General features: G+C 71.0%; 23 protein-coding genes. 19 read left to right on the top strand and 4 right to left on the bottom strand.

Going from position 1 to position 26254, the window contains the following annotated elements; all coding sequences use genetic code 11:
* The first annotated feature begins 60 nt into the window (after positions 1-60).
* Positions 61-816: a proteasome subunit alpha gene (prcA, locus tag ACLGIH_RS27810; protein ID WP_416528026.1), complete on the top strand. Its 756-nt coding sequence runs from the start codon at positions 61-63 to the stop codon at positions 814-816.
* 489 nt (positions 817-1305) lie between these two features.
* On the opposite strand, the gene ACLGIH_RS27815 is transcribed toward prcA, so the two are convergent.
* Complete coding sequence (locus tag ACLGIH_RS27815; RefSeq protein ID WP_416528027.1) at positions 1306-2319, bottom strand: LacI family DNA-binding transcriptional regulator; 1014 nt, start codon at positions 2317-2319, stop codon at positions 1306-1308.
* Between the two features lie 100 nt (positions 2320-2419).
* On the opposite strand from ACLGIH_RS27815, the gene ACLGIH_RS27820 reads away from it, so the two are divergent.
* From ACLGIH_RS27820 to ACLGIH_RS27895, 16 genes are all read left to right on the top strand, one after another.
* Complete coding sequence (locus ACLGIH_RS27820; RefSeq protein WP_416528028.1) at positions 2420-3679, top strand: MFS transporter; 1260 nt, start codon at positions 2420-2422, stop codon at positions 3677-3679.
* Between the two features lie 9 nt (positions 3680-3688).
* On the top strand, positions 3689-5050 hold the full coding sequence (gene pafA, locus ACLGIH_RS27825; RefSeq protein ID WP_416528029.1) for a Pup--protein ligase: 1362 nt from the start codon (positions 3689-3691) through the stop codon (positions 5048-5050).
* 154 nt (positions 5051-5204) lie between these two features.
* Positions 5205-6203, top strand: coding sequence for an FKBP-type peptidyl-prolyl cis-trans isomerase (locus tag ACLGIH_RS27830; protein ID WP_416528030.1), 999 nt, complete (start codon positions 5205-5207; stop codon positions 6201-6203).
* Between the two features lie 61 nt (positions 6204-6264).
* Complete coding sequence (locus ACLGIH_RS27835; protein ID WP_189880969.1) at positions 6265-6636, top strand: FKBP-type peptidyl-prolyl cis-trans isomerase; 372 nt, start codon at positions 6265-6267, stop codon at positions 6634-6636.
* Between the two features lie 137 nt (positions 6637-6773).
* Positions 6774-7727, top strand: a complete 954-nt coding sequence (locus ACLGIH_RS27840; protein WP_416528031.1) for a helix-turn-helix transcriptional regulator — start codon at positions 6774-6776, stop codon at positions 7725-7727.
* Positions 7728-7745: 18 nt separating this feature from the next.
* Positions 7746-8819: a helix-turn-helix transcriptional regulator gene (locus ACLGIH_RS27845; protein ID WP_416528032.1), complete on the top strand. Its 1074-nt coding sequence runs from the start codon at positions 7746-7748 to the stop codon at positions 8817-8819.
* A gap of 29 nt (positions 8820-8848) precedes the next feature.
* Positions 8849-9109 carry a hypothetical protein gene (locus tag ACLGIH_RS27850; RefSeq protein WP_416529496.1) on the top strand — a complete coding sequence of 87 codons (261 nt, stop codon included), beginning with the start codon at positions 8849-8851 and terminating at the stop codon, positions 9107-9109.
* Between the two features lie 43 nt (positions 9110-9152).
* A complete protein-coding gene (locus ACLGIH_RS27855) occupies positions 9153-9347 on the top strand; it encodes a hypothetical protein (protein ID WP_416528033.1) in 195 nt (64 codons plus the stop codon).
* 224 nt (positions 9348-9571) lie between these two features.
* Complete coding sequence (tatA, locus tag ACLGIH_RS27860) at positions 9572-9856, top strand: Sec-independent protein translocase subunit TatA (protein WP_416528034.1); 285 nt, start codon at positions 9572-9574, stop codon at positions 9854-9856.
* Positions 9857-9903: 47 nt separating this feature from the next.
* Entirely contained in the window at positions 9904-10851 is a 948-nt protein-coding gene (gene tatC, locus ACLGIH_RS27865) for a twin-arginine translocase subunit TatC (protein WP_416528035.1), read from the top strand.
* Positions 10852-10955: 104 nt separating this feature from the next.
* Positions 10956-13808: a DEAD/DEAH box helicase gene (locus ACLGIH_RS27870; RefSeq protein WP_416528036.1), complete on the top strand. Its 2853-nt coding sequence runs from the start codon at positions 10956-10958 to the stop codon at positions 13806-13808.
* Between the two features lie 391 nt (positions 13809-14199).
* Positions 14200-15813, top strand: a complete 1614-nt coding sequence (locus ACLGIH_RS27875) for a sensor histidine kinase (protein ID WP_416528037.1) — start codon at positions 14200-14202, stop codon at positions 15811-15813.
* A complete protein-coding gene (locus ACLGIH_RS27880) occupies positions 15810-16217 on the top strand; it encodes a roadblock/LC7 domain-containing protein (protein WP_416528038.1) in 408 nt (135 codons plus the stop codon). The genes ACLGIH_RS27875 and ACLGIH_RS27880 overlap by 4 nt, the downstream gene beginning before the upstream one ends.
* Positions 16214-16630, top strand: coding sequence for a DUF742 domain-containing protein (locus tag ACLGIH_RS27885; RefSeq protein ID WP_416528039.1), 417 nt, complete (start codon positions 16214-16216; stop codon positions 16628-16630). The genes ACLGIH_RS27880 and ACLGIH_RS27885 overlap by 4 nt, the downstream gene beginning before the upstream one ends.
* Positions 16611-17231: a GTP-binding protein gene (locus ACLGIH_RS27890; RefSeq protein ID WP_416528040.1), complete on the top strand. Its 621-nt coding sequence runs from the start codon at positions 16611-16613 to the stop codon at positions 17229-17231. Before ACLGIH_RS27885 ends, ACLGIH_RS27890 begins: the two co-directional genes overlap by 20 nt.
* 52 nt (positions 17232-17283) lie before the next feature.
* A complete protein-coding gene (locus tag ACLGIH_RS27895) occupies positions 17284-18831 on the top strand; it encodes a cytochrome P450 (RefSeq protein ID WP_416528041.1) in 1548 nt (515 codons plus the stop codon).
* Here ACLGIH_RS27895 and ACLGIH_RS27900 read toward each other — a convergent pair.
* The 3 genes from ACLGIH_RS27900 to ACLGIH_RS27910 form a co-directional block, all read right to left on the bottom strand.
* A complete protein-coding gene (locus ACLGIH_RS27900) occupies positions 18825-19790 on the bottom strand; it encodes an RluA family pseudouridine synthase (RefSeq protein WP_416528042.1) in 966 nt (321 codons plus the stop codon). The two genes, ACLGIH_RS27895 and ACLGIH_RS27900, sit on opposite strands and share 7 nt — an antisense overlap.
* A gap of 492 nt (positions 19791-20282) precedes the next feature.
* Positions 20283-21134, bottom strand: coding sequence for a siderophore-interacting protein (locus ACLGIH_RS27905; RefSeq protein ID WP_416528043.1), 852 nt, complete (start codon positions 21132-21134; stop codon positions 20283-20285).
* Between the two features lie 228 nt (positions 21135-21362).
* On the bottom strand, positions 21363-22292 hold the full coding sequence (locus tag ACLGIH_RS27910; protein WP_416529497.1) for a 5'-3' exonuclease: 930 nt from the start codon (positions 22290-22292) through the stop codon (positions 21363-21365).
* Positions 22293-22462: 170 nt separating this feature from the next.
* On the opposite strand from ACLGIH_RS27910, the gene ACLGIH_RS27915 reads away from it, so the two are divergent.
* Both ACLGIH_RS27915 and ACLGIH_RS27920 read left to right on the top strand, forming a co-directional pair.
* Positions 22463-23551 carry a quaternary amine ABC transporter ATP-binding protein gene (locus ACLGIH_RS27915; protein ID WP_416528044.1) on the top strand — a complete coding sequence of 363 codons (1089 nt, stop codon included), beginning with the start codon at positions 22463-22465 and terminating at the stop codon, positions 23549-23551.
* On the top strand, positions 23544-26159 hold the full coding sequence (locus tag ACLGIH_RS27920; protein WP_416528045.1) for an ABC transporter permease/substrate binding protein: 2616 nt from the start codon (positions 23544-23546) through the stop codon (positions 26157-26159). The genes ACLGIH_RS27915 and ACLGIH_RS27920 overlap by 8 nt, the downstream gene beginning before the upstream one ends.
* Positions 26160-26254: the final 95 nt, after the last annotated feature.

Genomic DNA, 26254 nt, shown 5'->3' on the forward strand with positions numbered 1-26254 from the left:
GGCGCGGTTGTTTTGTTGTCAGGTGATCCAGTGACTTCGACAGAAAGGGACGGATAACCGGTGTCGACGCCGTTCTATGTCTCACCCCAGCAGGCCATGGCCGACCGGGCGGAGTACGCCCGCAAGGGCATCGCCCGTGGCCGCAGCCTGGTCGTGCTGCAGTACGCCGACGGCATCGTGTTCGTCGGTGAGAATCCGTCCCGTGCGCTGCACAAGTTCAGCGAGATCTACGACCGGATCGGCTTCGCGGCCGCCGGCAAGTACAACGAGTACGAGAACCTGCGGATCGGCGGCGTGCGCTATGCCGACCTGCGGGGTTACACGTACGACCGTGAGGACGTGACGGCCCGCGGTCTGGCGAACGTCTACGCCCAGACGCTGGGCACCATCTTCTCCAGTGCCGGCGAGAAGCCGTACGAGGTGGAGCTGGTCGTCGCCGAGGTCGGGGAGACGCCCGAGGGCGACCAGATCTATCGGCTGCCGCACGACGGCTCGATCGTGGACGAGCACGGTTCGGTGGCGGTGGGCGGCAACGCCGAGCAGATCAGCGGGTTCCTGGACCAGCGGCACCGCGACGGCATGACGCTGGCGGAGGCGTTGCAGCTGGCCGTGCAGGCGCTGTCGCGGGACACCAACGGGAGCCAGCGGGAGATTCCGGCGGAGCGGCTGGAGGTCGCGGTGCTGGACCGGACGCGTCCGCAGAAGCGGAAGTTCAGGCGGATCGTGGGGCGTGAGCTGTCCCGGCTGCTGGAGGCCGGGGAGTCCAGCGCGTCTGCCGAGGCCGAGGCCGAGGCCGGGGAGGCAGGCGAGGAGTAGGACGCGGCCTGCTCGCCGCGTGCCTGTGGGTTCGGGCCGGGCGGTTGTGCGGTCTGTGCGGCGCCGTGGGTGGATGCCTGCGGCGCCTGTGCGGATGGGGTGGGGTGCGCGTCTCATGCCTGCGGCACCGCTGCGGGTGGTCGGGGGTGCGCGTAGCGCCTTGGGTGTGGGGGGTGGTTCGGGGCCGCGCCGGGGGGTGTCCGTCCTCGGAACGTCGCGGAATCGGTCTTTTACGGGGGTGCCCGTGTTGACGCGACAACCGCTGCGGGCGGACACCCCCCGACACGTCCCCTTCCCGCCGCGGGCGGCTGCGGGTAGCGCCCCGGCCGGTCGTCGCTTCCCGCCGTGGGCGACTGCGGGTGCGGGCCGCCCGGCCGCCGCGACGCCGGGTGCCGGTACACCGCCGGCGGTGTTTCGTGCGCGGGGGCGGTGCTCCTCGCGCCGGGCTGTGGGACGTCCGCCGCCCGGGTGGGCGGACGACGTCTCCGTTCAGCGGCTCGGTGGTGCCGTGGAGCCCCGTAGCACCAGCTCCACCGGGATGTCCCCGCCCTCGGGGGCGCGGCCGTCCAGGACGGCCAGGAGCGCCCGCATGCCCCGCTCGCCGAACAGCTCCGCGTCCAGGCGGACGGTGGTCAGCTCGGGGTCGATCGCCGTGGCGAGGGCGAGGTCGTCCAGGCCGGTGACGGACACGTCCTCGGGAATGCGCAGCCCGAGCCGGCGCAGTGCCTTGTACGCGCCGGCGGCCAGTTTGTCGTCGTCGCAGACCACCGCCGTCGGGAGCGGGCCGGAGTCCGTCAGCGCGGCCTCCACGGCCGTCCGCGCGCCGTCGATCGAGATGGGGGCGCGGACGGTCCGCAGGCCGGTGCCGGGGACGGCGGCCAGCCGGGCGGCCAGTTCCCGGGCGCGTACCTCGAACGTCCACGAGGCCACGTCCGCCGCGAGGTGGAGCACCCGGCGGTGGCCCAGGGACAGCAGATGATCGGCGACCTGGCGGATGCCGTCGGCGATGTCCAGGTTCACCGTGGCCGCGCCCAGGCTGCCCCCCGGGTCGCTGTCCAGCATGACCAGGGGGAGCTGGTCGCCGCGGATCGCGGTGAGCGCGTCGGCGGCCATGGAGGAGGCGATGACGCCGTCCAGGGCGGCCTGGGCCGAGGCGAAGGGGTCCCTGGCCGGGCCGATGCCTTCGGGGGAAGGGTAGAGGACGACGCCGAAGCCGTGTTCGGCGGCGACCCGTGCGGCGCCGGTGTAGACGCCGGCGAAGAACTCCGTGGTCAGGGCCGGGACCACCAGGAGGACGGTGCGGGTGCGGCCCAGGCGCAGGTTGCGGGCGGCGAGGTTGGGGCGGTAACCGAGGTCCGCCGCGGCCTGGCGGACGCGCTGGGCCGTCGTCTCCGAGACGCGTCCGCGCCACTTGTCGCCGAGGACCAGGGACACCGCGGCCTGGGAAACCCCGGCGGCCTGGGCGACGTCCCGGCTCGTCGGGCGTGTGCTGCCTCGTGCCACCGTGGGCCTGCTCTTTCGTCTGGACTGGTGAACAGCGGACATGGTACGTATGAGTGCGGTAGTTATACGTAAAACGTGGTGTCGGCGAGGGGAGTACGGGGTGGGCACGAGGTATTTCGAGATCCTCCGGGCGCGGCATGCCGTCCGGCTGCTCGCCGGCACGCTGGTGGGGCGATTGCCCAACGCCACCGCCGCCATCGCGATCGTGCTGTTCGTGCGGGCCGAGGGCGGGACGTACAGCCTGGCGGGGGCGCTCGCGGCCGTGTACGGCGTCGCCAACGCCGTGGGGCAGCCCGTGCTGGGGCGGCTGGTGGATCTGTACGGGCAGCCCCGGGTGCAGCTGCCCGCGGCCCTGGTGTCGGCCGCGGCGATGGCCGTCTTCGCGTTCTCGGGCGTCGAGCCGTTCGCGGCCGCCGTCGCGGCCGTGGCGCTCGCGGGACTCTTCACACCGCCGCTGGAGGGCGGTCTGCGGGCGTTGTGGCCCAGTGTCCTGCGCAAGGAGGACCAGGTGCACACGGCGTACGCCATGGACGCCGTGGCCCAGGAGGTGATGTTCACCGTCGGGCCGCTGCTGGTCACGGTGTGCGTGTCGGTGTGGTCGGAGCAGGGCGCGTTGCTGGTGCTGAACGTGGTGGGCGTGCTCGGCGCGCTGTCCGTGGTCATGTCGCCCCCCTCGCGCGCGTGGCGCTCCGCCCCGCGTGAGGCGCACTGGCTCGGCGCCCTGCGCTCGCCGGGGCTGCTTGCCCTGCTCGCCGCGTTCCTGTTCGTGGGGAGCGCGCTGGGCTCCATCACGGTGGCCGCCGTGCCCTACGCGGACGAGCACGGCGGGGACGTCGTCTACGGCTGGCTGATGGCCGCCCTGGGGCTCGGGGCGCTGATCGGCGGGACGGTGTACGGGGCCCGCCAGTGGACCGGTGAGCCCGCGCGGCGACTGCGTGTGCTGGTGGCCCTTCTGGCGGTGTGTTACCTGCCGCTGATGCTGATGCCGGGCGTGGTGGCGATGGTGCTGCTCACCGTGGTGGCGGGGCTGTTCCTGGCGCCCGCCATCGCCTGCGCGTTCGTCCTGGTCGACCGGCAGGCGCCGCGGGGCACGGTCACGGAGGCGTTCTCCTGGCTGGTGACGACCTTCACCGTGGGTGCGGCGGTGGGCACGGGACTGGCGGGGCCGGTCGTCGAGGCGGGCGGGGCGCTGTGGGGCTTCGCCGTGCCCGGTGCGGCGGGGGCCGTGTCGTTGCTGGTGCTGATGGCCACCGGGCGGGTCCTCGCAGCTCCCGCCGGGGGAGCGGTCGTTGCGGCTTCATCGGAAAATGATCCGAACCGTGCCGTCGAACCCCGTTTCAGTTCAGGGGATCGGGCGTAATGTTCACTCATGGACCGCCGCATTTTCGGGCTGGAGAACGAGTACGGCGTCACGTGCACGTTCAGGGGACAGCGCCGCCTGTCGCCTGACGAGGTGGCGCGGTACCTCTTCCGCCGTGTCGTGTCATGGGGCCGCAGCAGCAATGTCTTTCTGCGCAACGGCGCCCGCCTCTATCTCGACGTCGGGTCACATCCGGAATACGCGACACCCGAATGTGACAACGTGATCGAGCTCGTCACCCACGACAAGGCGGGCGAGCGCATTCTGGAAGGACTCCTGGTAGACGCGGAACGACGCCTGCACGAGGAGGGAATCGCGGGCGACGTCTACCTCTTCAAGAACAACACCGACTCGGCGGGCAACTCCTACGGCTGCCACGAGAACTACCTGGTGGCCCGGCACGGGGAGTTCTCGCGACTCGCGGACATCCTCATCCCGTTCCTGGTGACCAGGCAGCTGCTGTGCGGCGCCGGCAAGGTGCTGCAGACGCCGCGTGGCGCCGTGTACTGCGTCAGCCAGCGGGCCGAGCACATCTGGGAGGGCGTGTCCTCGGCGACCACCAGGTCCCGGCCGATCATCAACACCCGCGACGAGCCGCACGCCGACGCCGAGCGCTACCGCCGGCTGCACGTGATCGTCGGCGACTCGAACATGTCCGAGACGACCATGCTGCTCAAGGTCGGCGCCACCGACCTGGTGCTGCGCATGATCGAGGCGGGCACGGTGATGCGGGACCTCACGCTGGAGAACCCGATCCGGGCGATCCGCGAGGTCAGCCACGACATCACCGGCCGCCGCAAGGTCCGGCTGGCCAGCGGCCGCGAGGCCTCCGCCCTGGAGGTGCAGCGGGAGTACTACGAGAAGGCCGTGGACTTCTGCGAGCGCCGCGGCATCCGCAGCGGGACGGTCGAGCGGGTGCTGGAGCTGTGGGGCCGCACGCTGGAGGCGATCGAGACCGAGGACCTCGACCGCATCGACACCGAGATCGACTGGGTCATGAAGTACAAGCTCCTGGAGCGGTACCGGACCAAGCACAACATGACCATGTCGCACCCGCGGGTCGCGCAGATAGACCTCGCCTATCACGACATCCACCGGCGTCGTGGCCTGTACTACCTGCTCGAGAAGAAGGGCCAGGCGGCCCGGGTCTGCAACGACTTGAAGATCTTCGAGGGCAAGTCCGTTCCCCCGCAGACCACTCGGGCCCGGCTGCGCGGCGACTTCATCCGCCGGGCCCAGGAACAGCGCCGGGACTTCACCGTCGACTGGGTCCATCTCAAGCTCAACGACCAGGCCCAGCGCACGGTGTTGTGCAAGGACCCGTTCCGTTCCGTGGACGACCGGGTGGAGAAGCTGATCGCCGGAATGTGAGCCGGGCTCCGTCCGGGTGACGTGTGGCACGCGCACCCGCACGTGGTTCCGGAACGCCACACGGGCGCCGTACGTTTCCCGTACGGCGCCCTGCTCACGCGTAGAGTTGCGCGCACGCCATCACCGACGACCGACCGATAACGAGGCCCCCACCGTGCGCCGACGCTCACTCCTCATCGCCGTACCCGCCGGACTGGTCACGCTCGCCGCATGCGGCGACGAAGGGGCCGATTCGAGCAAGGCCAGCGACAGCGCCTCGCCCTCGGCGCCGACCACCTCCGCGCCGCCCGCGCCGAAGATCGTCGACGGTCCGCTGCCCGCGATCATGGCGGGCACCGGGTTCGACGAGAAGCCCACCGTCGCCAAGGGCAGCGGCGAGCCCTCGGACCAGCTCGCGGTGAAGACGGTGATCAACGGCAACGGCAAGACGGTCGCGGAGAACGACTTCGTGGTGGCGAACTACCTCGGCCAGATCTGGGCCAGCGCGAAGGTGTTCGACAGTTCCTACGACCGCGACCCGATCGTCATCCAGCTCGCCCAGGGCAGCATCATCGACGGCTGGCGGTACGCGCTCGCGGGCAGGAAGACCGGCAGCCGCGTCGAGTTCTCCGTGCCCCCGACCTGGGGCTACGGCGAGCAGGGCAACGAGCAGGCGGGCATCAAGGGCGACGACACCCTGGTGTTCGTCGTCGATGTGAAGGACACCTTCAACGCGAAGAGCTCGGCCAAGGGCGAGGAGGTCCCGCAGAACGACGCGGCCCTGCCCAAGGTGGGCACCAACACCGACGGCAAGGCGCCCTCCATCGAGCTGCCGAAGACCGCCGCGCCCAAGAAGCTCGTGGCGAACTACGTCATCGAGGGCGACGGTCCCGAGGTCGCCGCCCAGGACAGCGTCCTCGTGCAGTACAAGGGTGTGCTGTGGGACGGCGGCGAGGAGTTCGACTCGACGTACAAGCGCAAGCAGCTGGCCTCGTTCTCGCTCCAGCAGGTGGTCAAGGGCTGGTCGCAGGGCCTGACCGGCAAGAAGGTCGGCAGCCGCGTCCTCGTCGTCGTCCCGCCCGACCTGGGATACGGGGACAACCCGCCGCAGGGCAGCGGCATCGAGAAGGACTCCACCCTGGTCTTCGCCGTGGACATCCTGGCGAAGCTCTGACGCCCGGGGGATGAAACACTGACACGCGTTGCCTTTTCGCAGACAAGCAGGAGCTGAACACGTGAGCATCGACAAGCCCGAGATCGACTTCCCGGGCGGCGAGCCCCCGGCGGACCTGGAGATCAAGGACATCTGGGAGGGCGACGGCCCCGTGGCGCAGGCGGGTCAGACCGTCACCGTCCACTACGTGGGTGTCGCCTTCAGCACGGGCGAGGAGTTCGACGCCAGCTGGAACCGCGGCACTCCGTTCCGCTTCCCGCTGGGCGGCGGCCGGGTCATCGCGGGCTGGGACCAGGGCGTGCAGGGCATGAAGGTCGGCGGCCGCCGCCAGCTGACCATTCCGGCGCACCTCGCCTACGGGAACCAGAGCCCGACCCCGGCGATCAAGCCGGGCGAGACCCTGATCTTCGTGGTCGACCTGCTCGGAGTCTGAGCGGGAGCCTGAACGGGTCCGACCGGACCCGATCACCTGGGGCCCATGCCTGTCCGGGCATGGGCCCTCCGCTTTTGCCACGCCCTCGGGGGGCGGTACGGTCATCCGTTGTAAGCACCATAGGGAGAAGGGCGTCGATGGCCATTGCCAAGGCCGAGCGGCTGATGAACCTGGCGCTGTGCCTGCTGGGGACGCGGCGGCCGCTCAGCAAGCACGAGCTGCGCCAGTCCATCGAGGCCTATCTGGAAGCCGGGTCCGACGACTCCTTCAACCGCATGTTCGAGCGGGACAAGGACGACCTGCGCGAGCTCGGCCTGGTCATCGAGACCGTCGAGAACCTGGACGGCGAGGTGGGCTATCTCGCCCGCCGTGACAGCAACCGCCTGCCGCCCATCACCCTGGACGCCGAGGAGGCCGCCGCCCTGGGGCTGGCCGCCAAGGTCTGGCAGCAGGCCCGGCTGGCCGGCGCGGCCAGCGGCGCCCTGCAGAAGCTGCGCGCGGCCGGACTGCCCGAAGACGTCGATCCGTACGAGGCGCACGGCGCGCTGGAGCCGCGCATCCCGGTGCACGAGGCCGCCTTCGAACCGCTGATGCTGGCCTGCCGGGACCGCCGCCCGGTGATCTTCGACTACCGCAAGGCCACCGCCGCCCGCCCCGAGACCCGGCATGTCGAGCCATGGGCCCTGGAGTGCTGGCGCGGCCACTGGTACCTGGCGGGCTTCGACCGCGACCGCGGCGCGGAGCGCGTCTTCCGGCTGTCCCGGATCACCGGCAAGGTCCGCTCGCGCGCGGCGCGTTTCACCGCGCCCGTGCCGGACGTCGTCACCGTGCGTGAGACGGTCGCGAGCTGGGCGGGGGAGACCGCCGACCGCTCCGCGCTGATCCGGCTGCGCTCCGGGGCGGGGTACCCCCTTCGGGCGAAAGCCACCGTCGTGCGGGAACTCGGCGACGGCTGGGACGAGTTGGAGATTCCGTACGGGCACGGACTGGACGCCTGGCTGGTGGAGTTCGGGCCGGACGTGGTGGTCGTCGAGCCGGCCGAGCTGCGGGCCGACGTGGTGGACCGGCTGCGTGCCGTCGCCAAGGGCTGAGGGGGAGCGGACAACACAGTGGCAGGCAAACCGGTCAGGCCCGTGAACGCCATCGACCAGACCCGGCGGATGCTGTCGTTGGTGACGTATCTGCGTGAGCGCCCCGGCGCCCGGGTCGAGGACGTGGCGCGCGCCTTCGGCATCACCGAGGACGAGCTGGTCTCCGACCTCGACGTGCTGCCCATGTGCGGCACCAGCTTCCGCGGCGGGGACCTGCTCGACATCGACACCGACGGTGAGCGCATCTGGTGGCACAACCCGGCCGCGCTCGGGGCGGACGCGGCCGAACCGCTGCGACTCGCCGCCGACGAGGCGACCGCGCTGCTGGTCGCCGCCCGGGCCGTGGCGACCCTGCCGGGCCTGCGCGAGAGCGACCGGCAGGCGCTGCTGCGGGCGACGGCCAAGGTGGAGACCGCGGCCGGCGAGACGGCCGGCGCCAGCTCGCGCCTGTCCGTCACCTTCGAGTCCGAGGGCGGTGTCTTCGCCGACGTCGACCGTGCCATCTCCGAGCGCCGCCGCCTGTGGATCAGGTACTACTCGCCGGCCCGCGACGAGGTCACCGAGCGCGAGATCGACCCGATCCGCCTGGTCAGCGTCGGGCACACGTACGTGGAGGCCTGGTGCCGCCGTTCCGAGGCGCGGCGCACCTTCCGGCTCGACCGGGTCGCCGAGATCAAGATCCTGGACGAGCCGTCGGCCCCGCCGGAGATCGAGCTGCGGGACCTGTCGGAAGGGCTGGTGCAGCCCGCCGCCGAGGACCCCGAGGTCGTGGTGGAGGTCGGCCCGGGCGGCCGCTGGGTCGCCGAGTACTACCCGCACGACAGCGCGGAGGAGCTGCCGGACGGCGGGCTGCGCATCGCCCTGCGCACCCCCGACCCGGCGTCGCTCAGACGTCTTGCCCTGCGGCTGGGGCGTGACGGCCGGATCGTCGCCCCGCCCGCGCTCGCCGACAGCGCCCGCCAGGCGGCCCGGGAGGCGCTGGCGGCCTATGACGCGGCGGTCGAGCCGGCCGGTGCGGGACCGCGGGCGGAGACCCCGGTGGGGCATGTGGCGCATGCCGGGCAGGACGACAGGCAGGAGCGAGCGCTTTGAGCGAGTCGGCGGGATCCTCGGCGGCGGGCATGACGGTGGCGGCCGCGTTCTCCGGGATGAGAAGCGTGACCCCGGTCGTCTTCAGAGCGGGCTGCCCCGACTGCCGAGGCCGCTTCGAGCTCGCCGCGAGCGCGCTGCGGCTGGCCATCGGCGCCAGCAGCCGTACGACGTTCTACTCGTTCACCTGCCCCCAGTGCGGCGCGGCCGTCCGCAAGCCGGCGGGGGAGCGGATCGTGGAACTGCTCACGGGCGGCGGGGTCAGGACCCTGCGGCTGCACTCCACCGCCTAGGTCGTTTAGGTCCGGGTCCGCGGGACGGTCTAGGCTTCCCGTCATGTTCTGGCCGATGTTCGCGGTAGCCGTGGGGTTCCTGGGTCTCGCTGTTCTGGCGGTGTTCGCCGTGCGGGTGTTCGTCGAGGCACAGCGACTGGGCCGGCAGGTAAGCGACTCGGCCCACCGCATCAGCCGGGCGGCCGAGGACCTGGAGCGGGCGGCGGCGAGCGCGGCCCGGTCCGTGGACGCGCTGTGAGGAACGGCAACCTGTCACCCCGCCGCCGCGGCCGGGTACGCTGCTGAAGCGGCCCGGAGAACGAGGCCCGGGCACGGGCGGGAGTACGCACGGGATATGCACGGGGATTGCCTCACGTTTACCCCTGAGCGTTACGATCGCTGCACAACACGGTCGATCGGACGCATGTCCGACCGGTCGGACAGCGCCCCACCACAGCCGCCTCGGTGAGAAGGTAAAGACTTATGTTCGGAAAGCTCGGAGCCCCCGAGATCATTCTCATTCTCGTCGTCATCATCCTGCTGTTCGGCGCGAAGAAGCTTCCGGACATGGCGCGGTCGCTCGGCAAGTCCGCGCGCATTCTCAAGAGCGAGGCCAAGGCGATGAAGGAGGACAGCAAGTCCTCCGCCCCCGCCGACCCGCCGAACCCCGGCGAGCAGCCCCCGTCCCAGCGCACCATCCAGGCGGCCCCCGGCGATGTGACCAGCTCCCGCCCGGTCACCGAGCCGACGGACACGACCAAGCGTTGACGCAGGGCCGGTGACCTCCGGCCCGCCGCACGAGATGGGAACGTGGGTTGCTGAAGTCTGCCCGCAGCACGGAGAAGGACCCGGAGGGGCGGATGCCCCTGGCGGAGCACCTTCGTGAGCTGCGCAACCGGCTGGCGAAGGCGCTGCTGGCGATCGTCGTCGTCGCCGTGGTCGCAGCCTTCTTCTACAACGACATCATCAACTTCTTCACCAAGCCGATCCTCGATTCGGTCGGTTGCAAGGAGTCCTTCGAGGAGCTGGCGAAGGCGGCCGACGGCGAGAGCTGCGCCCGGATCACCATCAATGGTCTGCTGGCGCCCTTCACCCTGGCCCTGAAGGTGTCTTTGATGGCCGGCATCGTGCTGGCCTCCCCGATCTGGCTCTACCAGCTGTGGGCCTTCATCGCCCCAGGCCTGCACAAGCACGAGAAGAAGTACGCCTACGTCTTCGTCGGCACGGGCGTTCCGCTCTTCCTCGGCGGCGCCTACTTCGCCTACCTGGTGCTGCCCACCACCGCGAAGGTGCTGATCGAGTTCACCCCGTTCGGCGTCGACAACCTGCTGCCGCTGGACGAGCTGCTGGACCTCGTCACGCGCATGGTGGTCGTCTTCGGCCTCTCCTTCGAACTGCCGCTGCTGCTGGTGATGCTCAACTTCAGCGGGGTGCTGAGCGGCAAGCGGATGCTCGGCTGGTGGCGTGGGATGATCTTGGGCATCACCCTGTTCGCGGCCATCGCCACGCCGAGCACGGACCCGGTCTCCATGCTGGGACTGGCCGGACCGATCTGGTTGCTGTACTTCGCCGCCGTCGCCATCGCGCTGCTCAACGACCGTCGCAGGAGCCGCCGCGAGGCCCTCGGGCCCGCCGACGACGAGGCCTCCGAGCTGGACCTCGTCCCCGAGGACATCGGCGAGATCGAGCCCGTGACCACCAGCCGGGCGCTGCCGGAGCAGACCCGCACGGACCGGGTCAACGGCTACGACGACGTGACCTGAGGCCGCCAGCCGCTCTGCCCGCCCCGCGCGCACGGCGCCCGGGGCGGCGCGCTTTCCGCGCCGTGCCGGAGGGCCGCGGAGCCGTCCGGCAGTCGATCCGGATAATGATCGTCCTGTTGTCGGTGCGGCCCGGTACGCTCGAAAGCACGATGACAGAGGATCTCTCACCGGCCGAGCGGTACACGGCAGCCCGCAGGCGCGCTGCCGAGCAGGCCACCGCGCTCGCTTCCTTCCGCGAGATGTACGACTTCGGCCTCGACCCCTTCCAGATCGAGGCCTGCCAGGCGCTCGAGGCGGGGAAGGGTGTCCTGGTGGCCGCGCCCACCGGTTCCGGCAAGACGATCGTGGGCGAGTTCGCCGTCCACCTCGCCCTGCAACAGGGCAAGAAGTGCTTCTACACCACGCCGATCAAGGCACTGTCGAACCAGAAGTACGCCGACCTGTGCCGCCGCTACGGCACGGACAGGGTCGGCCTGCTCACCGGCGACAACAGCGTGAACTCCGGGGCGCCGGTGGTCGTGATGACCACCGAGGTGCTGCGCAACATGCTGTACGCCGGCTCGCAGACCCTGCTCGGCCTGGGCTACGTGGTCATGGACGAGGTGCACTACCTCTCCGACCGCTTCCGCGGTGCCGTCTGGGAAGAGGTGATCATCCACCTCCCCGAGTCGGTGACACTCGTGTCACTGTCGGCGACCGTGTCCAACGCCGAGGAGTTCGGTGACTGGCTCGACACCGTGCGTGGCGACACCGAGGTGATCGTCTCCGAGCACCGGCCCGTGCCGCTGTTCCAGCACGTGCTCGCCGGCTGGCGGATGTACGACCTGTTCGAGGAGGGCGAGGGCCACAAGAAGGCCGTCAATCCCGACCTGATGCGCATGGCGCGCATGGAGGCGAGCCGCCCGTCGTACCAGGACCGCAGGCGCGGCCGGTCGATGCGCGAGGCCGAGCGGGAGCGGGAGCGCCGGCAGCGTTCGCGTATCTGGACGCCCAGCCGGCCGGAGGTCATCGAGCGGCTCGACGCCGAGGCACTGCTGCCCGCGATCACCTTCATCTTCAGCCGCGCCGCCTGCGAGGCCGCCGTCGAGCAGTGCCTGTACGCGGGGCTCAGGCTCAACGACCAGGACGAGCGGGCCGAGGTCCGCGCCCTGGTCGAGGAGCGCACGGCCACCATCCCGTCCGAGGACCTGCACGTCCTGGGCTACTACGAGTGGCTGGAGGGCCTGGAACGGGGCATAGCGGCCCACCACGCGGGCATGCTGCCGACCTTCAAGGAGGTCGTCGAGGAACTGTTCGTGCGCGGCCTGGTGAAGGCGGTCTTCGCGACCGAGACCCTCGCCCTCGGCATCAACATGCCGGCCCGCTCGGTGGTCCTGGAGAAGCTCGTCAAGTGGAACGGCGAGCAGCACGCCGACATCACCCCCGGTGAGTTCACGCAGCTCACCGGACGGGCAGGGCGCCGCGGCATCGACATCGAGGGCCACGCGGTGGTGCTGTGGCAGCGCGGCATGAACCCCGAACACCTCGCGGGACTGGCCGGCACGCGCACGTACCCGCTGCGCTCCAGCTTCAAGCCGTCGTACAACATGGCGGTCAACCTGGTGGAGCAGTTCGGGCGGCACCGCTCGCGCGAGCTGCTGGAGACCTCCTTCGCGCAGTTCCAGGCCGACCGGTCCGTCGTCGGGATCTCCCGGCAGGTGCAGCGCAACGAGGAGGGCCTGGAGGGCTACAAGGCCTCCATGACCTGCCACCTCGGCGACTTCGAGGAGTACGCGCGGCTGCGCCGCGAGCTGAAGGACCGCGAGACGGAGCTGGCGCGGCAGGGCGCGACCCAGCGGCGTGCCGAGGCCGCCGTCGCCCTGGAGCGGCTCAAGCCCGGCGACGTCATCCACGTTCCCACCGGCAAGTACGCGGGCCTGGCCCTGGTGCTGGACCCGGGCCTGCCCGCCGGGAGATCCAACGGCCACCGCGGCTTCGAGCACCACGACGGCCCGCGTCCGCTGGTGCTGACCGCCGAGCGCCAGGTCAAGCGGCTGGCGTCGATGGACTTCCCGGTGCCCGTGGAGCCGCTGGAGCGGATGCGGATCCCGAAGTCCTTCAACCCGCGCTCCCCGCAGTCCCGGCGCGACCTCGCCTCCGCGCTGCGCACCAAGGCCGGGCACATCCCGGCCGAGCGGCACCGCAAACGGCGCTCCCAGGCGGCCGACGACCGGGAGATCGCCCGGCTGCGCAAGGCCATCCGCGCCCACCCCTGCCACGGCTGCAGCGACCGTGAGGACCACGCCCGCTGGGCCGAGCGCTACCACCGGCTACTGCGCGACACCTCGCAGCTGGAGCGCCGCATCGAGGGCCGCACGAACACCATCGCGCGCACCTTCGACCGCATCGTCGCCCTGCTCACCGAGCTGGACTATCTGCGCGCCGACGAGGTCACCGAGCACGGCAAGCGGCTCGCCCGGCTCTACGGCGAACTGGACCTGCTGGCCAGCGAATGCCTGCGCGAGCGGGTATGGGAGGGGCTCGCTCCCGCCGAACTCGCCGCCTGTGTCTCGGCGCTGGTGTTCGAGTCCCGGGTCGCCGACGACGCGATGGCGCCCAAGCTGCCCTCCGGCAAGGCGAAGGCCTCCCTCGGTGAGATGGTGCGCATCTGGGGCCGGCTGGACGCCCTGGAGGAGGAGTTCCGGATCAGCCAGACCGAGGGCGTCGGGCAGCGGGAACCGGATCTCGGCTTCGCCTGGGCCGCGTACATGTGGGCGTCCGGCAAGGGCCTGGACGAGGTGCTGCGCGAGGCGGAGATGCCGGCTGGCGACTTCGTGCGCTGGTGCAAGCAGGTCATCGACGTGCTGGGCCAGATCGCCGCGGCCGCCCCGGCGGAGGGGTCGACGGTCCCGAAGAACGCGCGCAAGGCGGTCGAGGGGCTGCGGCGCGGCGTGGTGGCCTACTCGTCGGTCGGCTAGGACGGGCCGGCGGCCCGCTGATCGATCCGCCGGTTGATGTCTTCCCGGGCGCCCGAGCTGAGTTGCTCGGGCGCCCGCGTCATGTCCGGGCCCGCCGGTTCACTCGTTACGGTGAGTGACTTTCGTACGTTCATGCGCAGATACTTTACGTGTTCGAGCCGCTTCAAAGCGTGCAAATGGACCCGAGGTTACCCCCTCCCCGGTGCCCGTTTCAGGTGCTTGCTGAATATGACACGGCGATGATCCGCTCGGACTAAGCTCGCCCGCAGCGCGCCGAGTTGAGGTGAATTCGCGCGCTTGTTCCCAATACCCAGAACAGTCCCATCAATCCCATGACATACCCCCGTGCAAGCTCCCCCATCCCCAGCCGACTCCTTTTCAGAGGGCCTACATGGTGAGTGTTGCTTCCCCTCCCGACAGCCGTGAACTCCCCTACCTACGCGTGCTGTTGCTCCCGGCGATAGTGATGGCCGCGGTGACCGGGGCCGCCGTCGCCGTGGTGACCGAACCGGCCCGGATCGCCGTCGGCATCTGCGGCGCCGTCGCCACGCTCCTGGTGACCGCCACGGCCGCCGAGGCCGTGCGCCGCGGCCGGGCCCTGCGCGCCCTGCGGACCGACCACGCCCGTCACACCGCGTATCTGGAGCGGCGGATCGCCGGCCACGACGCGGAACTGATCCGCCTCGGCCGGGACATCCTGCCCTCCGCACTCGCCTACATGCGCCAGGGCAACCACCCACGGGACGTGATGACACGCCTGGGGCTGCTCGACCCCTCGTTCACCACCCTCGGCGAGCCACAGCTCGCGCTGCTGCGCCGGGTCCTGGACATCATCGACCACGAGGACACCGCGCTGGAGGCCTCGCAGCGGTCCTTCGTCGACATCGCCCGCCGGGTCCAGGCCATCGTCCACCAGCAGGCCAACGAACTCCGCGAGATGGAGGAGGACCACGGCCGCAACCCCGAGGTCTTCGACGACCTGCTGCGCATCGACCACGGCAACGCGCTGATCGGCCGGCTCGCCGACTCCATCGCCGTCATCGGCGGCGGCCGGCCCGGACGGCAGTGGCCCTCCCCGGTGGCCCTCTACAGCGTGCTGCGCGGCGCCATGTCCCGGATCCTGGAGTACCGGCGCATCGACCTGTCCTCCATCGCCAAGGTCAACATCAAGGGCACCTCGGTCGAGCCGGTCATCCACGCCGCGGCGGAGCTGCTGGACAACGCCACCCGCTACTCGCCGCCGAACACCAAGGTGCACGTCACCGCCACCGAGGTGCAGACCGGCGTCGCCATCGAGATCGAGGACGCCGGCGTCAACCTCAGCGAGGACGCCCGCCTGCGGATCGAGGGCATGCTGGAGAGCGCCAAGGCGGGCACCGACCTGGCGGAGATCAGCGGTAACCCCCGTCTGGGCCTGGCCGTCGTCGGCCGACTGTGCTCGGCGTTCAACATGCAGGTCTCGCTGCGGGCCTCCGCGTACGGCGGAGTGCGCGCCATCCTCGTCGTGCCGAGCGAGATGATGACCACCGAGCCCGGCGTCGGACTCGCCCACGGCATCGGGGCGACCTCGCTGCCCTCCCCGGGCCCCGACGCGCTCCCGGGTCCCCAGCGCCGGCCGAAGAAGCGCCGCCCGACCAGCCCGAAGATCCCCGACTCGGTCTCCTTGGAGGACGACGTCCCCGAGGTCACCGAGTGGACGGCGGGCGGCCTGCCGCAGCGCCGCAGCCGGGTCAAGATGCCGCTCAGCCAGCGGCTCGCCGAACAGGCCAAATGGGAACGGGAGGACGCCGAGCGCGAGGCCCGCCAGGCCGCCGAACGCGCCCGGAACGCCGCCTGGTCGACTCCGGAGCCCGAGCCGGAGAAGGAAGAGGACGAGACCCCGCCTGGACTGTGGGTCGAAGCCTTCTGGGAGGGCCTCAAGGGCGACCCGGACCCCAACGCATTCACCCAGCCGCCCAATGAGCCGGCCCACGCCCCGGCCGACGACGAGGGGGACCCCAAGTGATCCAGCAGCAAGGCAAGTTCGACTGGATGCTCAAGCAGCTCTACGACGGTGTCCCCGGCATCGAGATGATCGTGGTGCTGTCCGCCGACGGACTGCGTATCGCCCGCTACTCCGGCGACCCGGACGCCGCCGACCGCGTCGCCGCCGCCTGCGCGGGCCTGCAGAGCCTGGCCGGGGCCGTCGCCGAGGAGATCCCGACCAGCGACGGCAAGATGAAGCTGGTCATCATCGAGATCAACGGCGGCTACTTCTACCTGATGGCCGCGGGCGCCAACGCCTATCTGGCCGTACTCTCCGACATCCGCTGCGAGCCCGGCATGATGAGCAACCGCATGCGCGACCTGGTCGCCCGCATCGGTCCGCACCTGACCAGTCCGGCCCGGCGCAACGGGCAGACCGTATGACTCCTCCCCGGCGCCAACGGCGACAGCCCAGACCGGAGCCGCCCGCCCCGCCTCCGGCGGCAGACCCGCCGCCCAAGAAGGGCGAGAAGAAGAACCCCGAGCGGTTATACGTGATCGGCGACGGGGACGGCGAGCGTGCCGAGATCGATCTGGTGACGCTGATCGTGGCGCGTACCGACACCCCGCCGGCCTCCGCCACGCCGGAGCAGGCCGCCCTCCTCCGGCTGTGCGTCGCGCCCCTGTCCGTCGCGGAGCTGTCGGCCTACCTGAATCTGCCGTTCAGCGTGGTGACCATGCTGCTGACCGATCTGCTCACGGCAGAACTGGTCCAGGCGCGCGCCCCGATCGTCCGCCAGAAGGTCGCCGACCGTTCCCTCCTCGAAGCGGTGATGCATGGACTTCAAAGACTCTGACACGATTCCGGGCCCACGAGCGGAGGACCGGCTTCCGCACTCGGCCGAGGCCGCCGTGAAGATCGTCATCGTCGGCGGCTTCGGCGTCGGCAAGACCACCATGGTCGGCTCGGTCAGCGAGATCAGACCGCTGACCACCGAAGAGACCATGACCCAGGCCGGCATCGGCGTCGACGACAACTTCGGCTCCCCCACCAAGACGGCCACCACCGTCGCCATGGACTTCGGCCGCATCAGCATCACCGACCAGCTGGTGCTCTACCTCTTCGGCACACCCGGCCAGGAGCGTTTCTGGTTCCTGTGGAACGGGCTGTTCGAGGGCGCCCTCGGCGCGGTCGTGCTGGTGGACACCCGCCGGCTGGAGGTCAGCTTCGACGTGATGGGGCGGCTGGAGGAACGCGGCGTGCCGTTCGTGGTGGCCGTCAACACCTTCCCGGACGCTCCCCGGTATCCCCTCGCGGAGCTGCGCACGGCTCTCGATCTGTCCGAGGAGATCCCGATCTTCGAGTGCGACGTGCGCCGCCGGGCCTCCAGCCGGGACGCCCTGATGACCCTGATGCGTTTCCTGCACTCCCTCGCCATGACGGGCGCGCTCACCTGACCCGCGCCCCCCGACTCTGCTCAGCTCTCTCATCAGCTTCGGAGCGACCACTGTGACGGCTGAATCCCACTCCCTGACCCGACCGGGCGACCCCGCGCCCGGCCCACCCCCCGGCTGCCCCGCGCACGCCCTCGGCCCCGGCGGGCTGCACCGGCTGCACGAGGTGGAGGACCTGGACGAGCTGTACGTCAGGCTCCGGGCCGAACACGGCCCCGTGGCGCCCGTGCTGCTCCACGACGACGTGCCGGTGTGGGTGGTCCTGGGGCACGCCGAGAATCTGCACCTGGTGTCCACGCCCGCGAAGTTCACCCGGGACAGCCGGATCTGGACGCCGCTCAAGGAGGGCATGGTCAAGCCCGACCACCCGCTGATGCCGCACATCGCCTGGCAGCCCATCGCCTCGCATGCCGAGGGGGACGAGCACAAGCGGCTGCGCGGCGCGGTCACCGGCGCCATGTCCACGATCGACTACCGCGGCCTGCGCCGCCACATCCGGCGGCACAGCCAGATCCTCGTCAACAAGTTTTGCGAACAGGGCCGGGCCGACCTGGTCGGCCAGTTCGCGGAGCATCTGCCGATGGGCGTGATGTGCGAGATCCTCGGCATGTCGGGCGAGTACAACGACCGGCTGGTGGAGGCCGCCCGCGACGCGCTCAAGGGCACCGAGACGGCGATCGCCAGCCATGCGTACGTCATGGACGTCCTGGAGCGGCACACCGCCCGCCGCCGGGCCCGGCCCGACGAGGACTTCACCTCCCACCTCATCAACCACCCGGCACGGCTCACCGACGACGAGGTCCGGGAGCACCTGCGGCTGGTCCTCTTCGCCGCCTACGAGGCGACCGTCAACCTCATCTCCAACGTGCTGCGCGTGGTGCTCACCGATCCGCGGTTCCGGGCCCGGCTCAGCGGCGGCGAGATGACCGTGCCCGAGGCGGTCGAGCAGTCCCTGTGGGACGAGCCGCCGTTCAGCACCATCTTCGCCTACTTCGCCAAGCAGGACACGGAGTTGGGGGGCCAGCGCATCCGCCGGGGCGACGGCCTGCTGCTGGGTATCGCGCCGGGCAACGTCGACCCGCGGATCCGGCCCGACCTCGCCGCCGGCATGCAGGGCAACCGCTCCCACCTCGCCTTCGGCGGCGGCCCGCACGAGTGCCCGGGCCAGGACATCGGCCGTGTCATCGCCGACGCGGGTGTGGACGCGCTGCTGATGCGGCTGCCGGATGTGCAGATCGACTGCGACGAGGAGGACCTGCGCTGGCGGTCCTCGATCGCGTCCCGGCACCTGGTGGAGCTGCCGGTGCGGTTCGAGCCCAAGGCGCAGCAGGAGGTGACGATGCCGCCGAGCCACTCCCCGGTCCCGATGCGGCAGAGCATCTGGCATGTCGGCGTGCCGCCGCTGCCGGACCCGTTGACGGTGCCGTCGCCGTCCGAGCCCGTCGCCGAGCCGTCCCTGTCTCCGTCCCTGCCGCCGGCCGAGCCGCCGGCCCCGGCGGAAGCCGAGCCGCCGGTGCCGGAAGCGGTACCGCGGCCTGCCTCCGGGCCGGACCGGCCGCGCGGGGCCTGGCAGCGCTTCCTGCGCTGGTGGCGCGGCTACTGACCCGCGGCCCAGGCGTCGTACGAGGTCCAGGCGGCCAGGGCACGGCCGCTGCGGAACCGGTGCTCCCGTCCCGTGACCGGGTCGGTGAACTCCAGCTCGCGGGCGAGTAGTTGCAGCGGGCGCCGGAAGTCACCGGCCGGTACGGGGGCGGTCACCTCGGGATAGAGCGGATCGCCGAGGATCGGCACGCCGAGGGCGCTCATGTGCACCCGCAGCTGATGGGTCTGCCCGGTGCGGGGCACCAGGCGGTACCGGCCCAGCGCGCCGGCCGGTCCCGTCCGCCGCTCGAGCAGTTCGATCCGGCTCTCGGCGTTCGGCTCGCCGGCTACCTCCCGGGCGGCGGGCACCCCGCGTTCCTTCACGATCCGGCTGCGTACCGTCCGGGGCAGGGCGAGGCCGGGGTCGTACGGGGCGACGGCCTCGTACTCCTTGCGGACCCGCCGGTCGCGGAACAGCGACTGGTAGGCGCCGCGCTCCTCGGGCCGGACCGTGAACAGCAGGAGCCCGGCGGTGAGCCGGTCGAGGCGGTGGGCGGCGGTGAGCGTGGGGATGCCCAGCTCCCGGCGCAGCCGTGCCAGCGCGGTCTCGGCGACATGGCTGCCGCGCGGCGTGGTGGCCAGGAAGTGCGGCTTGTCGGCGACGACGATGTGCTCGTCGCGGTGGACGACGTCGACCGGGAAGGGCACCGGCACCTCGGCGGGCAGCTCCCGGTGGAACCACACGCAGGCCCCCGGCAGGTACGGGGTGTCCGCCGCCACCGGCCGCCCGTCCGCGCCGACGATCAGCCCCGCGTCCAGCATCCCGGCGACGGCCCCCGGTGCCGCGCCGGTCAGCCGCTCCACCAGATGCTCGCCCACCGTCGCCCACGGTCCCTCGGCGGGCAGCCGCACCCGCACCGCGTCGACCCCGTCGCGCTGGGGGAGCGGCGAGGGAGGCGGAGGGGTACGACGGTGTCTCATCGCGAGCCAGAGTACGAGGAGGTGGACCGGGCCCGGTAACCGCGAGGCGCACGGCGTGCGACCGGTGCGGCGGAGGGACCGGCGGCAGCTCGCCGGGGGTCGCAGCGGGGCCCGGCGGCGCCGGCCGGAGGGCGCTGGACCACATCGGCCTCCACCGTCCGGACTGCGCCTGTAACTGCCGCGCGCGGTGCGCCGTGCGCCACGAGGCGTCCGCACGCGCGGGCGCGGCGAGACGGTGCCCGGGCATCGGTGACCGGCGCCGGGCGCCGGCTGCCGGGTGCCACTGGACGGCGGAGCGGTTGCCGGGTGCCGTTGTGCGGCGGTGCCGGGCGGTGGGTGCCGGGTGCCGGGTGCCGCTCCGTAGCGGTGGCGGGCGGTGGGTGCTGCTCCGAAGCGGTACCGGGTACCGGGCGCCTGGCGCCGGGTGCCGTTGTGCGGCGGAGGCGTGTGCCGGGGTGCCGCTCCGTAGCGGTGGCGGGTGCCGGGGTGCCGCTACGCGGCGGAGGCGGGGGCCCGGTGCTCCTGCTCCGCCTCGATACGGGCGTTCCACTCCCGCTTCGACGCCTGCCAGCCGTCCTCGTTGTGGCCGAGCCGCCAGTAGCCGGAGATGGACAGGTCCTCGCGCGCGATGCGGTGCTCCACCCGCAGCAGCCTGCGCAGCTCCTTCACGCAGCCCGCCTCGCCGTGCACGAACGCGTGCACCCGGCCCTCGGGGAACCGCAGGCTCCGTACGGCCTCCACCAGCGCCTGACCGACCGGGCGGCCCCCGCGATGCAGCCAGACGACCTCCACCGCGGAGTCGATCTTCTGCTCCTCCTCGGGGCCGGCCACCTCCACGAAGGCGAAGGCCCGGGCTCCCTCCGGCAGGGCCTCCAGGGACCGGGCGATCGCGGGCAGCGCGCTCTCGTCACCGGCGAGCAGATGCCAGTCGGCGGAGGGGTCGGGGGCGTAGGCGCCGCCGGGGCCCAGAAAGCGCACGGTCTCGCCCGGCCGGGCGCGCAGCGCCCAGGGGCCGGCCAGGCCCTCGTCACCGTGCACCACGAAGTCCAGGGTCAGTTCCCGGTGCTCGGGGTCCCACTGGCGCACGGTGTACGTCCGGGTCACCGGCCACTGTTCGCGCGGGAACTCCTCGCGGATCCGCTCCATGTCGAACGGCTCCGGGTAACTGGCGCCCCCGGAGGGGAAGAGGAGCTTGACGTAGTGGTCGGTGCAGGTGTCCGCCGAGAAGCCGGCGAGTCCCTCGCCGCCGAGGACCACGCGCTGCATGCGCGGGGTCAGCCGTTCGGTGCGGAGCACCCGCGCCGAGTACGGCTTCCGCGGCTTGCGTCCCGGTCGGTCTGCCATGACGGCCTCCCTGTCCCTGAGTTAGGCTCACCTGAGTTAGGTTTACCTAAGTTAGCACCTCCCGGTCGCTCGGTGCTCCGCGGACACGAACGGACTCGCCGGCGCGAGCGGGACTCGAGGTGCCGGTGGTTCCCGCGCGTCGGAGAGACGCGAAGGCGCACCGTACGCGTTCCCGTGGCCCGGGTCCTGATGCCACCGCGCGGTCGATGTCCGTGCCCGGCGGCACGTTCACGCGGTGAGCGTCGCCAGCAGCCGCTCCAGCGATCCGCCCAGGCCCCAGCGGGCGGCCAGCTCCTCCAGGGCGGCCCGGTCGCGCGGTGCCCGCGGCAGCGCGGTGTCGACGTCGGGCAGCGGGACGTCGTCGGCGACGCGGACGACCTTGGGGGCGACCGCGAGGTAGGGCCGGGCCTCGGTCAGGCGCTTGCGCTGGGTGGGGGTGAGCTTCGCGCGCGGGTCGTCGACCGCGGCCAGGATGCCGGCCAGGTCGCCGAACTCGGCCAGCAGCTTGGCCGCCGTCTTCTCGCCGACGCCGGCGACCCCGGGCAGGCCGTCGCTGGGGTCGCCGCGCAGCAGCGCCAGATCCGCGTAGCCGCGTCCGTCGACCCCGTACTTCTCCCGCAGCACCGCCTCGTCGGTGAGCTGGAGGGTGCCGACGCCCTTGAGCGGGTAGAGCACCCGCACACCGCGGGCGTCGTCGACCAGCTGGTACAGGTCGCGGTCCCCGGTGACGATGTCGACCGGGCCGGCGGCCCGCGCCGTGTAGGTGCCGATCACGTCGTCGGCCTCGTAACCGGGCACCCCGACACGGGCGATGCCGAGCGCGTCGAGGACGGACTCGATGACCGGCACCTGCGGGGACAGCGTGTCGGGCACCTCCTCCTCGTCGGGTCCCGCCTCGTGCTCCTCGGCGACGCGGTGCGCCTTGTACGAGGGGATCAGCTCGACCCGCCAGTGCGGGCGCCAGTCGGCGTCCATGCAGGCCACCAGCTGGTCCGGGTGGTGGTCCTTGACGAGGCGGTCGATGAAGTCGAGCAGTCCGCGCACGGCGTTCACAGGCGAGCCGTCGGGAGCCTTCACGGACTCCGGGACGCCGAAGTAGGCGCGGAAGTAGAGGGAGGCGGTGTCGAGAAGCATCAGTCGTCCGGTCACCTTCCGCATCATGCCGCAGGCCGGAAGCCCGCACCGTGAAGACCGTGTGAAGCGGATCACTGTTGTGTTTGCCCGAGAGGGATCGGGGGAGGAGCGCTGCCGGATCGAAGCTGGTTGAAAACTTCAACTGTTAGCCAGTCTTCGCTTTCCTGTTTCTGTCCCCGAGACAAGAGGTCAGCGTGTCAGCGAGGCTAGAAGCCGAACATCTGTACAAGGTGTTCGGCAGAAAACCGGGCCAGGCAGTCGAGCGACTGCGCAAGGGAGCCGACCGGGAGGAACTGCGCGCGGACGGCACCACGGCCGCCGTGATCGACGCCTCCTTCACCGTGGAGCCCGGCGAGATATTCGTCGTCATGGGCCTGTCGGGGTCCGGCAAGTCCACGCTGCTGCGCATGCTCAACGGCCTGCTGGAGCCGACCGCGGGTCACGTCCGCTTCGGCGGCGAGGACCTGACCGAGCTGGGCGAGCGCCGGCTGCGCGAGGTCCGCTCCAAGAAGATCAGCATGGTCTTCCAGCACTTCGCCCTGTTCCCGCACCGCAACGTCCGTGACAACGCCGCCTACGGCCTGGAAGTGCAGGGCGTGCCCCGCGCCGAGCGCGAACGCCGCGCCGACGAGGCGCTCGCCCTGTGCGGCCTGGCCGGCTGGGAGAAGTCCTGGCCGGACGAGCTGTCCGGCGGCATGCAGCAGCGCGTCGGCCTGGCCCGCGCGCTGGCCACCGACGCCGACCTGCTGCTGATGGACGAGTCCTTCAGCGCGCTCGACCCGCTGATCCGCCGTGACATGCAGGACCAGCTGCTGGAGCTGCAGAAGACCCTGAAGAAGACGATCGTCTTCATCACCCACGACCTCAACGAGGCCATGCGCCTGGGCGACCGCATCGCCGTCATGCGCGACGGCCGGATCGTGCAGATCGGCACCGCGCAGGACATCCTCATGCGGCCCGCCAACGAGTACGTCGCCTCCTTCACCCAGGACGTCGACCGCTCCCGGGTGCTCACCGCCGGTGCCGTCATGGACACCCCCGTCAGCGGCGACGAGGCCGACTGCGGCTGCGAGACCGCGACACCCGACACGCCGTTCACCGAGCTGTGCGCCATCAGCGCGCGCGTGCCGCACCCCGTGGCGGTGCTCGACGGCGCCGACACGCTCGTGGGCGTCGTGCCCCGGCAGCGGCTGGTGGGCTTCATCGGCGACGAGCAGGCGGCCCCCGGAGCCTGCGACGCCCCGAAGGACAAGGGCGGCGAGAAGGTGATGGCCCGTGCCTAGGATTCCGCTCGGCGACTGGGTGAACAGCACCGTCGACTGGCTGCTCGACAACGTTTCCTGGCTCTTCACGTTCTGCAAGAGCGTCTTCACCGGCGCCTACGACGGCATCAACACCGTCCTCCAGGCGCCCGAGCCGCTGCTGCTCGCCGGCATCTTCGCGGTGCTGGCGTTCTGGCTGCGCGGCACCCTCGCCGGTGTCCTCTCCTTCGCCGGATTCGCCTTCATCGACTCCCTCGGGCTGTGGGAGGACGCGATGGTGACGCTGGCGCTGCTGCTGGTCGCCACGATCATCGCGTTGGCGGTCTCGGTGCCGGTGGGCATCTGGGCGGCCCGCTCCGACCGGGTCAGCGCGCTGGTCCGGCCGGTCCTGGACTTCATGCAGACCCTGCCGGCGATGATCTACCTGATCCCGGCGATCCTGTTCTTCGGCACCGGCTCCGCCCCGGGCATCGTCGCCACCCTGATCTTCGCGCTCGCCCCGGGCGTGCGCATGACCGAACTGGGCATCCGCCAGGTCGACAAGGAGCTGGTCGAGGCCGCCGAGGCGTTCGGCACCACTCCGCGCAACACCCTGCTGCGCGTCCAGCTCCCGCTGGCGCTGCCCACCGTGATGGCGGGCGTCAACCAGGTCATCATGCTCGGTCTGTCCATGGCCGCGATCGCCGGCATGGTCGGCACCGGCGGCCTCGGCGGAGCGGTCATGGAGTCCATCGGCCAGCTGAACGTGGGCCTCGGCTCCGAGGCCGGCGTCGCCATCGTGATCCTGGCGATCTACCTGGACCGGATGACCAGCGCCCTGGGCACCGAGGTGTCCCCGCTGGGCCGCCGTGCCGCCGCCAAGGCCCGCGCCGCCAAGAACCTGAAGATCTGGTCCTACCGTCCCCGTCCGCAGGTCGCCGTGATCGGTGTCGTGGTCCTCGGCCTGGTGGCCGGCGGCATGGGCATGTTCGGTGGTCCCGGTGACGCCGGGAAGACCGCCGGCGGCAAGAACGTCGGCCAGGGCAAGAAGATCAGCATCGGCTACATCCCGTGGGACGAGGGCGTCGCCTCCACCTTCCTGTGGAAGGAGATGCTGGAGCAGCGCGGCTACGAGGTGGAGGTCGAGCAGTTCGAGGCCGGGCCGCTGTACACCGCGCTGGCGCAGGGCGACATCGACTTCCAGACCGACTCCTGGCTGCCGACGACCCACGCGCAGTACTGGAAGAAGTACGGCGAGCAGCTCGACGACCTCGGCTCCTGGTACGGCCCGACCTCCCTGGAGCTGACCGTCCCCGCCTACATGAAGGACGTCGACTCGCTGGCGGACCTCAAGGGCAAGGCCGACCTCTTCGGCGGCAAGATCACCGGCATCGAGCCCAGCGCCGGTGAGATGGCCCTGCTGAAGAGCAAGATCCTCAAGGAGTACGGCCTCGACAAGGAGTACAAGGTCGTCGACAGCTCCACGCCGGCGATGCTGGCCGAGCTGAAGCGGGCCTACAGCAAGCAGGAGCCGATCGTCGTCACGCTCTGGTCGCCGCACTGGGCGTACAACGACTACGAGCTCAAGAAGCTGAAGGGCCCCAAGGGGGCCTGGGGCGAGGGCGACGGCGTGCATACGCTGTCCCGCAAGGGCTTCGCCGACGAGAACCCCACCGTCGGCACCTGGCTGAAGAACTTCTCCATGACCGAGCAGCAGCTCACCGGTCTGGAAGCCGAGATCAACAAGGCCGGCAAGGGCATGCAGCAGGAGGCCGTCCGCGGCTGGCTGAAGGACAACCCCGGCCTGGTCGACAAGTGGGCCCCGGTCAAGGGCGGCTCCGGCGCCACCCCGGCGGAGGCCAAGCGCCCGCTGGACGTGGCCTGGTTCCCCTGGGACGAGGACATCGCCGTCACCTACCTGTGGAAGAACGTCCTGGAGCGGCGCGGCTACCGGCTGAACCTCAAGCAGATGGACGTCGGCCCGGTCTACACCGGCCTCGCCTCCGGTGACATCGACCTCAACTTCGACGCCTGGCTGCCGCACGCCCAGAAGAACTACTGGGAGAAGAGCAAGGACGACCTCACGGACCTGGGCAGCTGGTACGAGCCGACCTCCCTGGAGATCGCCGTGCCCTCGTACGTCAAGGACGTCAAGTCCATGGCGGACCTCAAGGGCAAGGCCGACCTCTTCGACGGGAAGATCATCGGCATCGAGCCGGGCACCGGTGAGATGGATCTGCTGAAGAACAGCGTCCTGCCCGCCTACGGCCTCCAGGACGAGTACGAGGTCGTCGACGGCTCCACGCCGGCGATGCTGGCCGAGCTCAAGCGTGCCTACGCCAAGAAGAAGCCGATCGCGGTCACCCTGTGGTCGCCCCACTGGGCCTACGCCGAGTACGAGCTGACCAAGGTCGCGGACCCCAAGAAGTCCTGGGGCGAGAACAACAAGATCCACACGATCGCCAGCAAGAAGTTCCCCGAGCAGTACCCGCAGCTCACCGAGTGGATCAAGAACTTCTCCATGAGCGAGGAGGAGCTGGCCACTCTGGAGGCGGAGATCAAGAACCGCGGCCAGGGCAAGGAGGAGGCGGCGGTCGCCGCCTGGCTGAAGGAGCGCCCTGAGGTGGCCGAGCGGATGACGGCCTCCTAGCCTCCAGCCTCCGACCGTCTCCGTCTCCGTCTCCGTCTCCGTCTCGGTCTCGGTCTCGGTCACCATCGAGGGTGGGCCCCGCGCGCTCCGGCCGC

It is taken from the genome of Streptomyces hamibioticus (assembly GCF_047946815.1).
Taxonomy (GTDB): domain Bacteria; phylum Actinomycetota; class Actinomycetes; order Streptomycetales; family Streptomycetaceae; genus Streptomyces.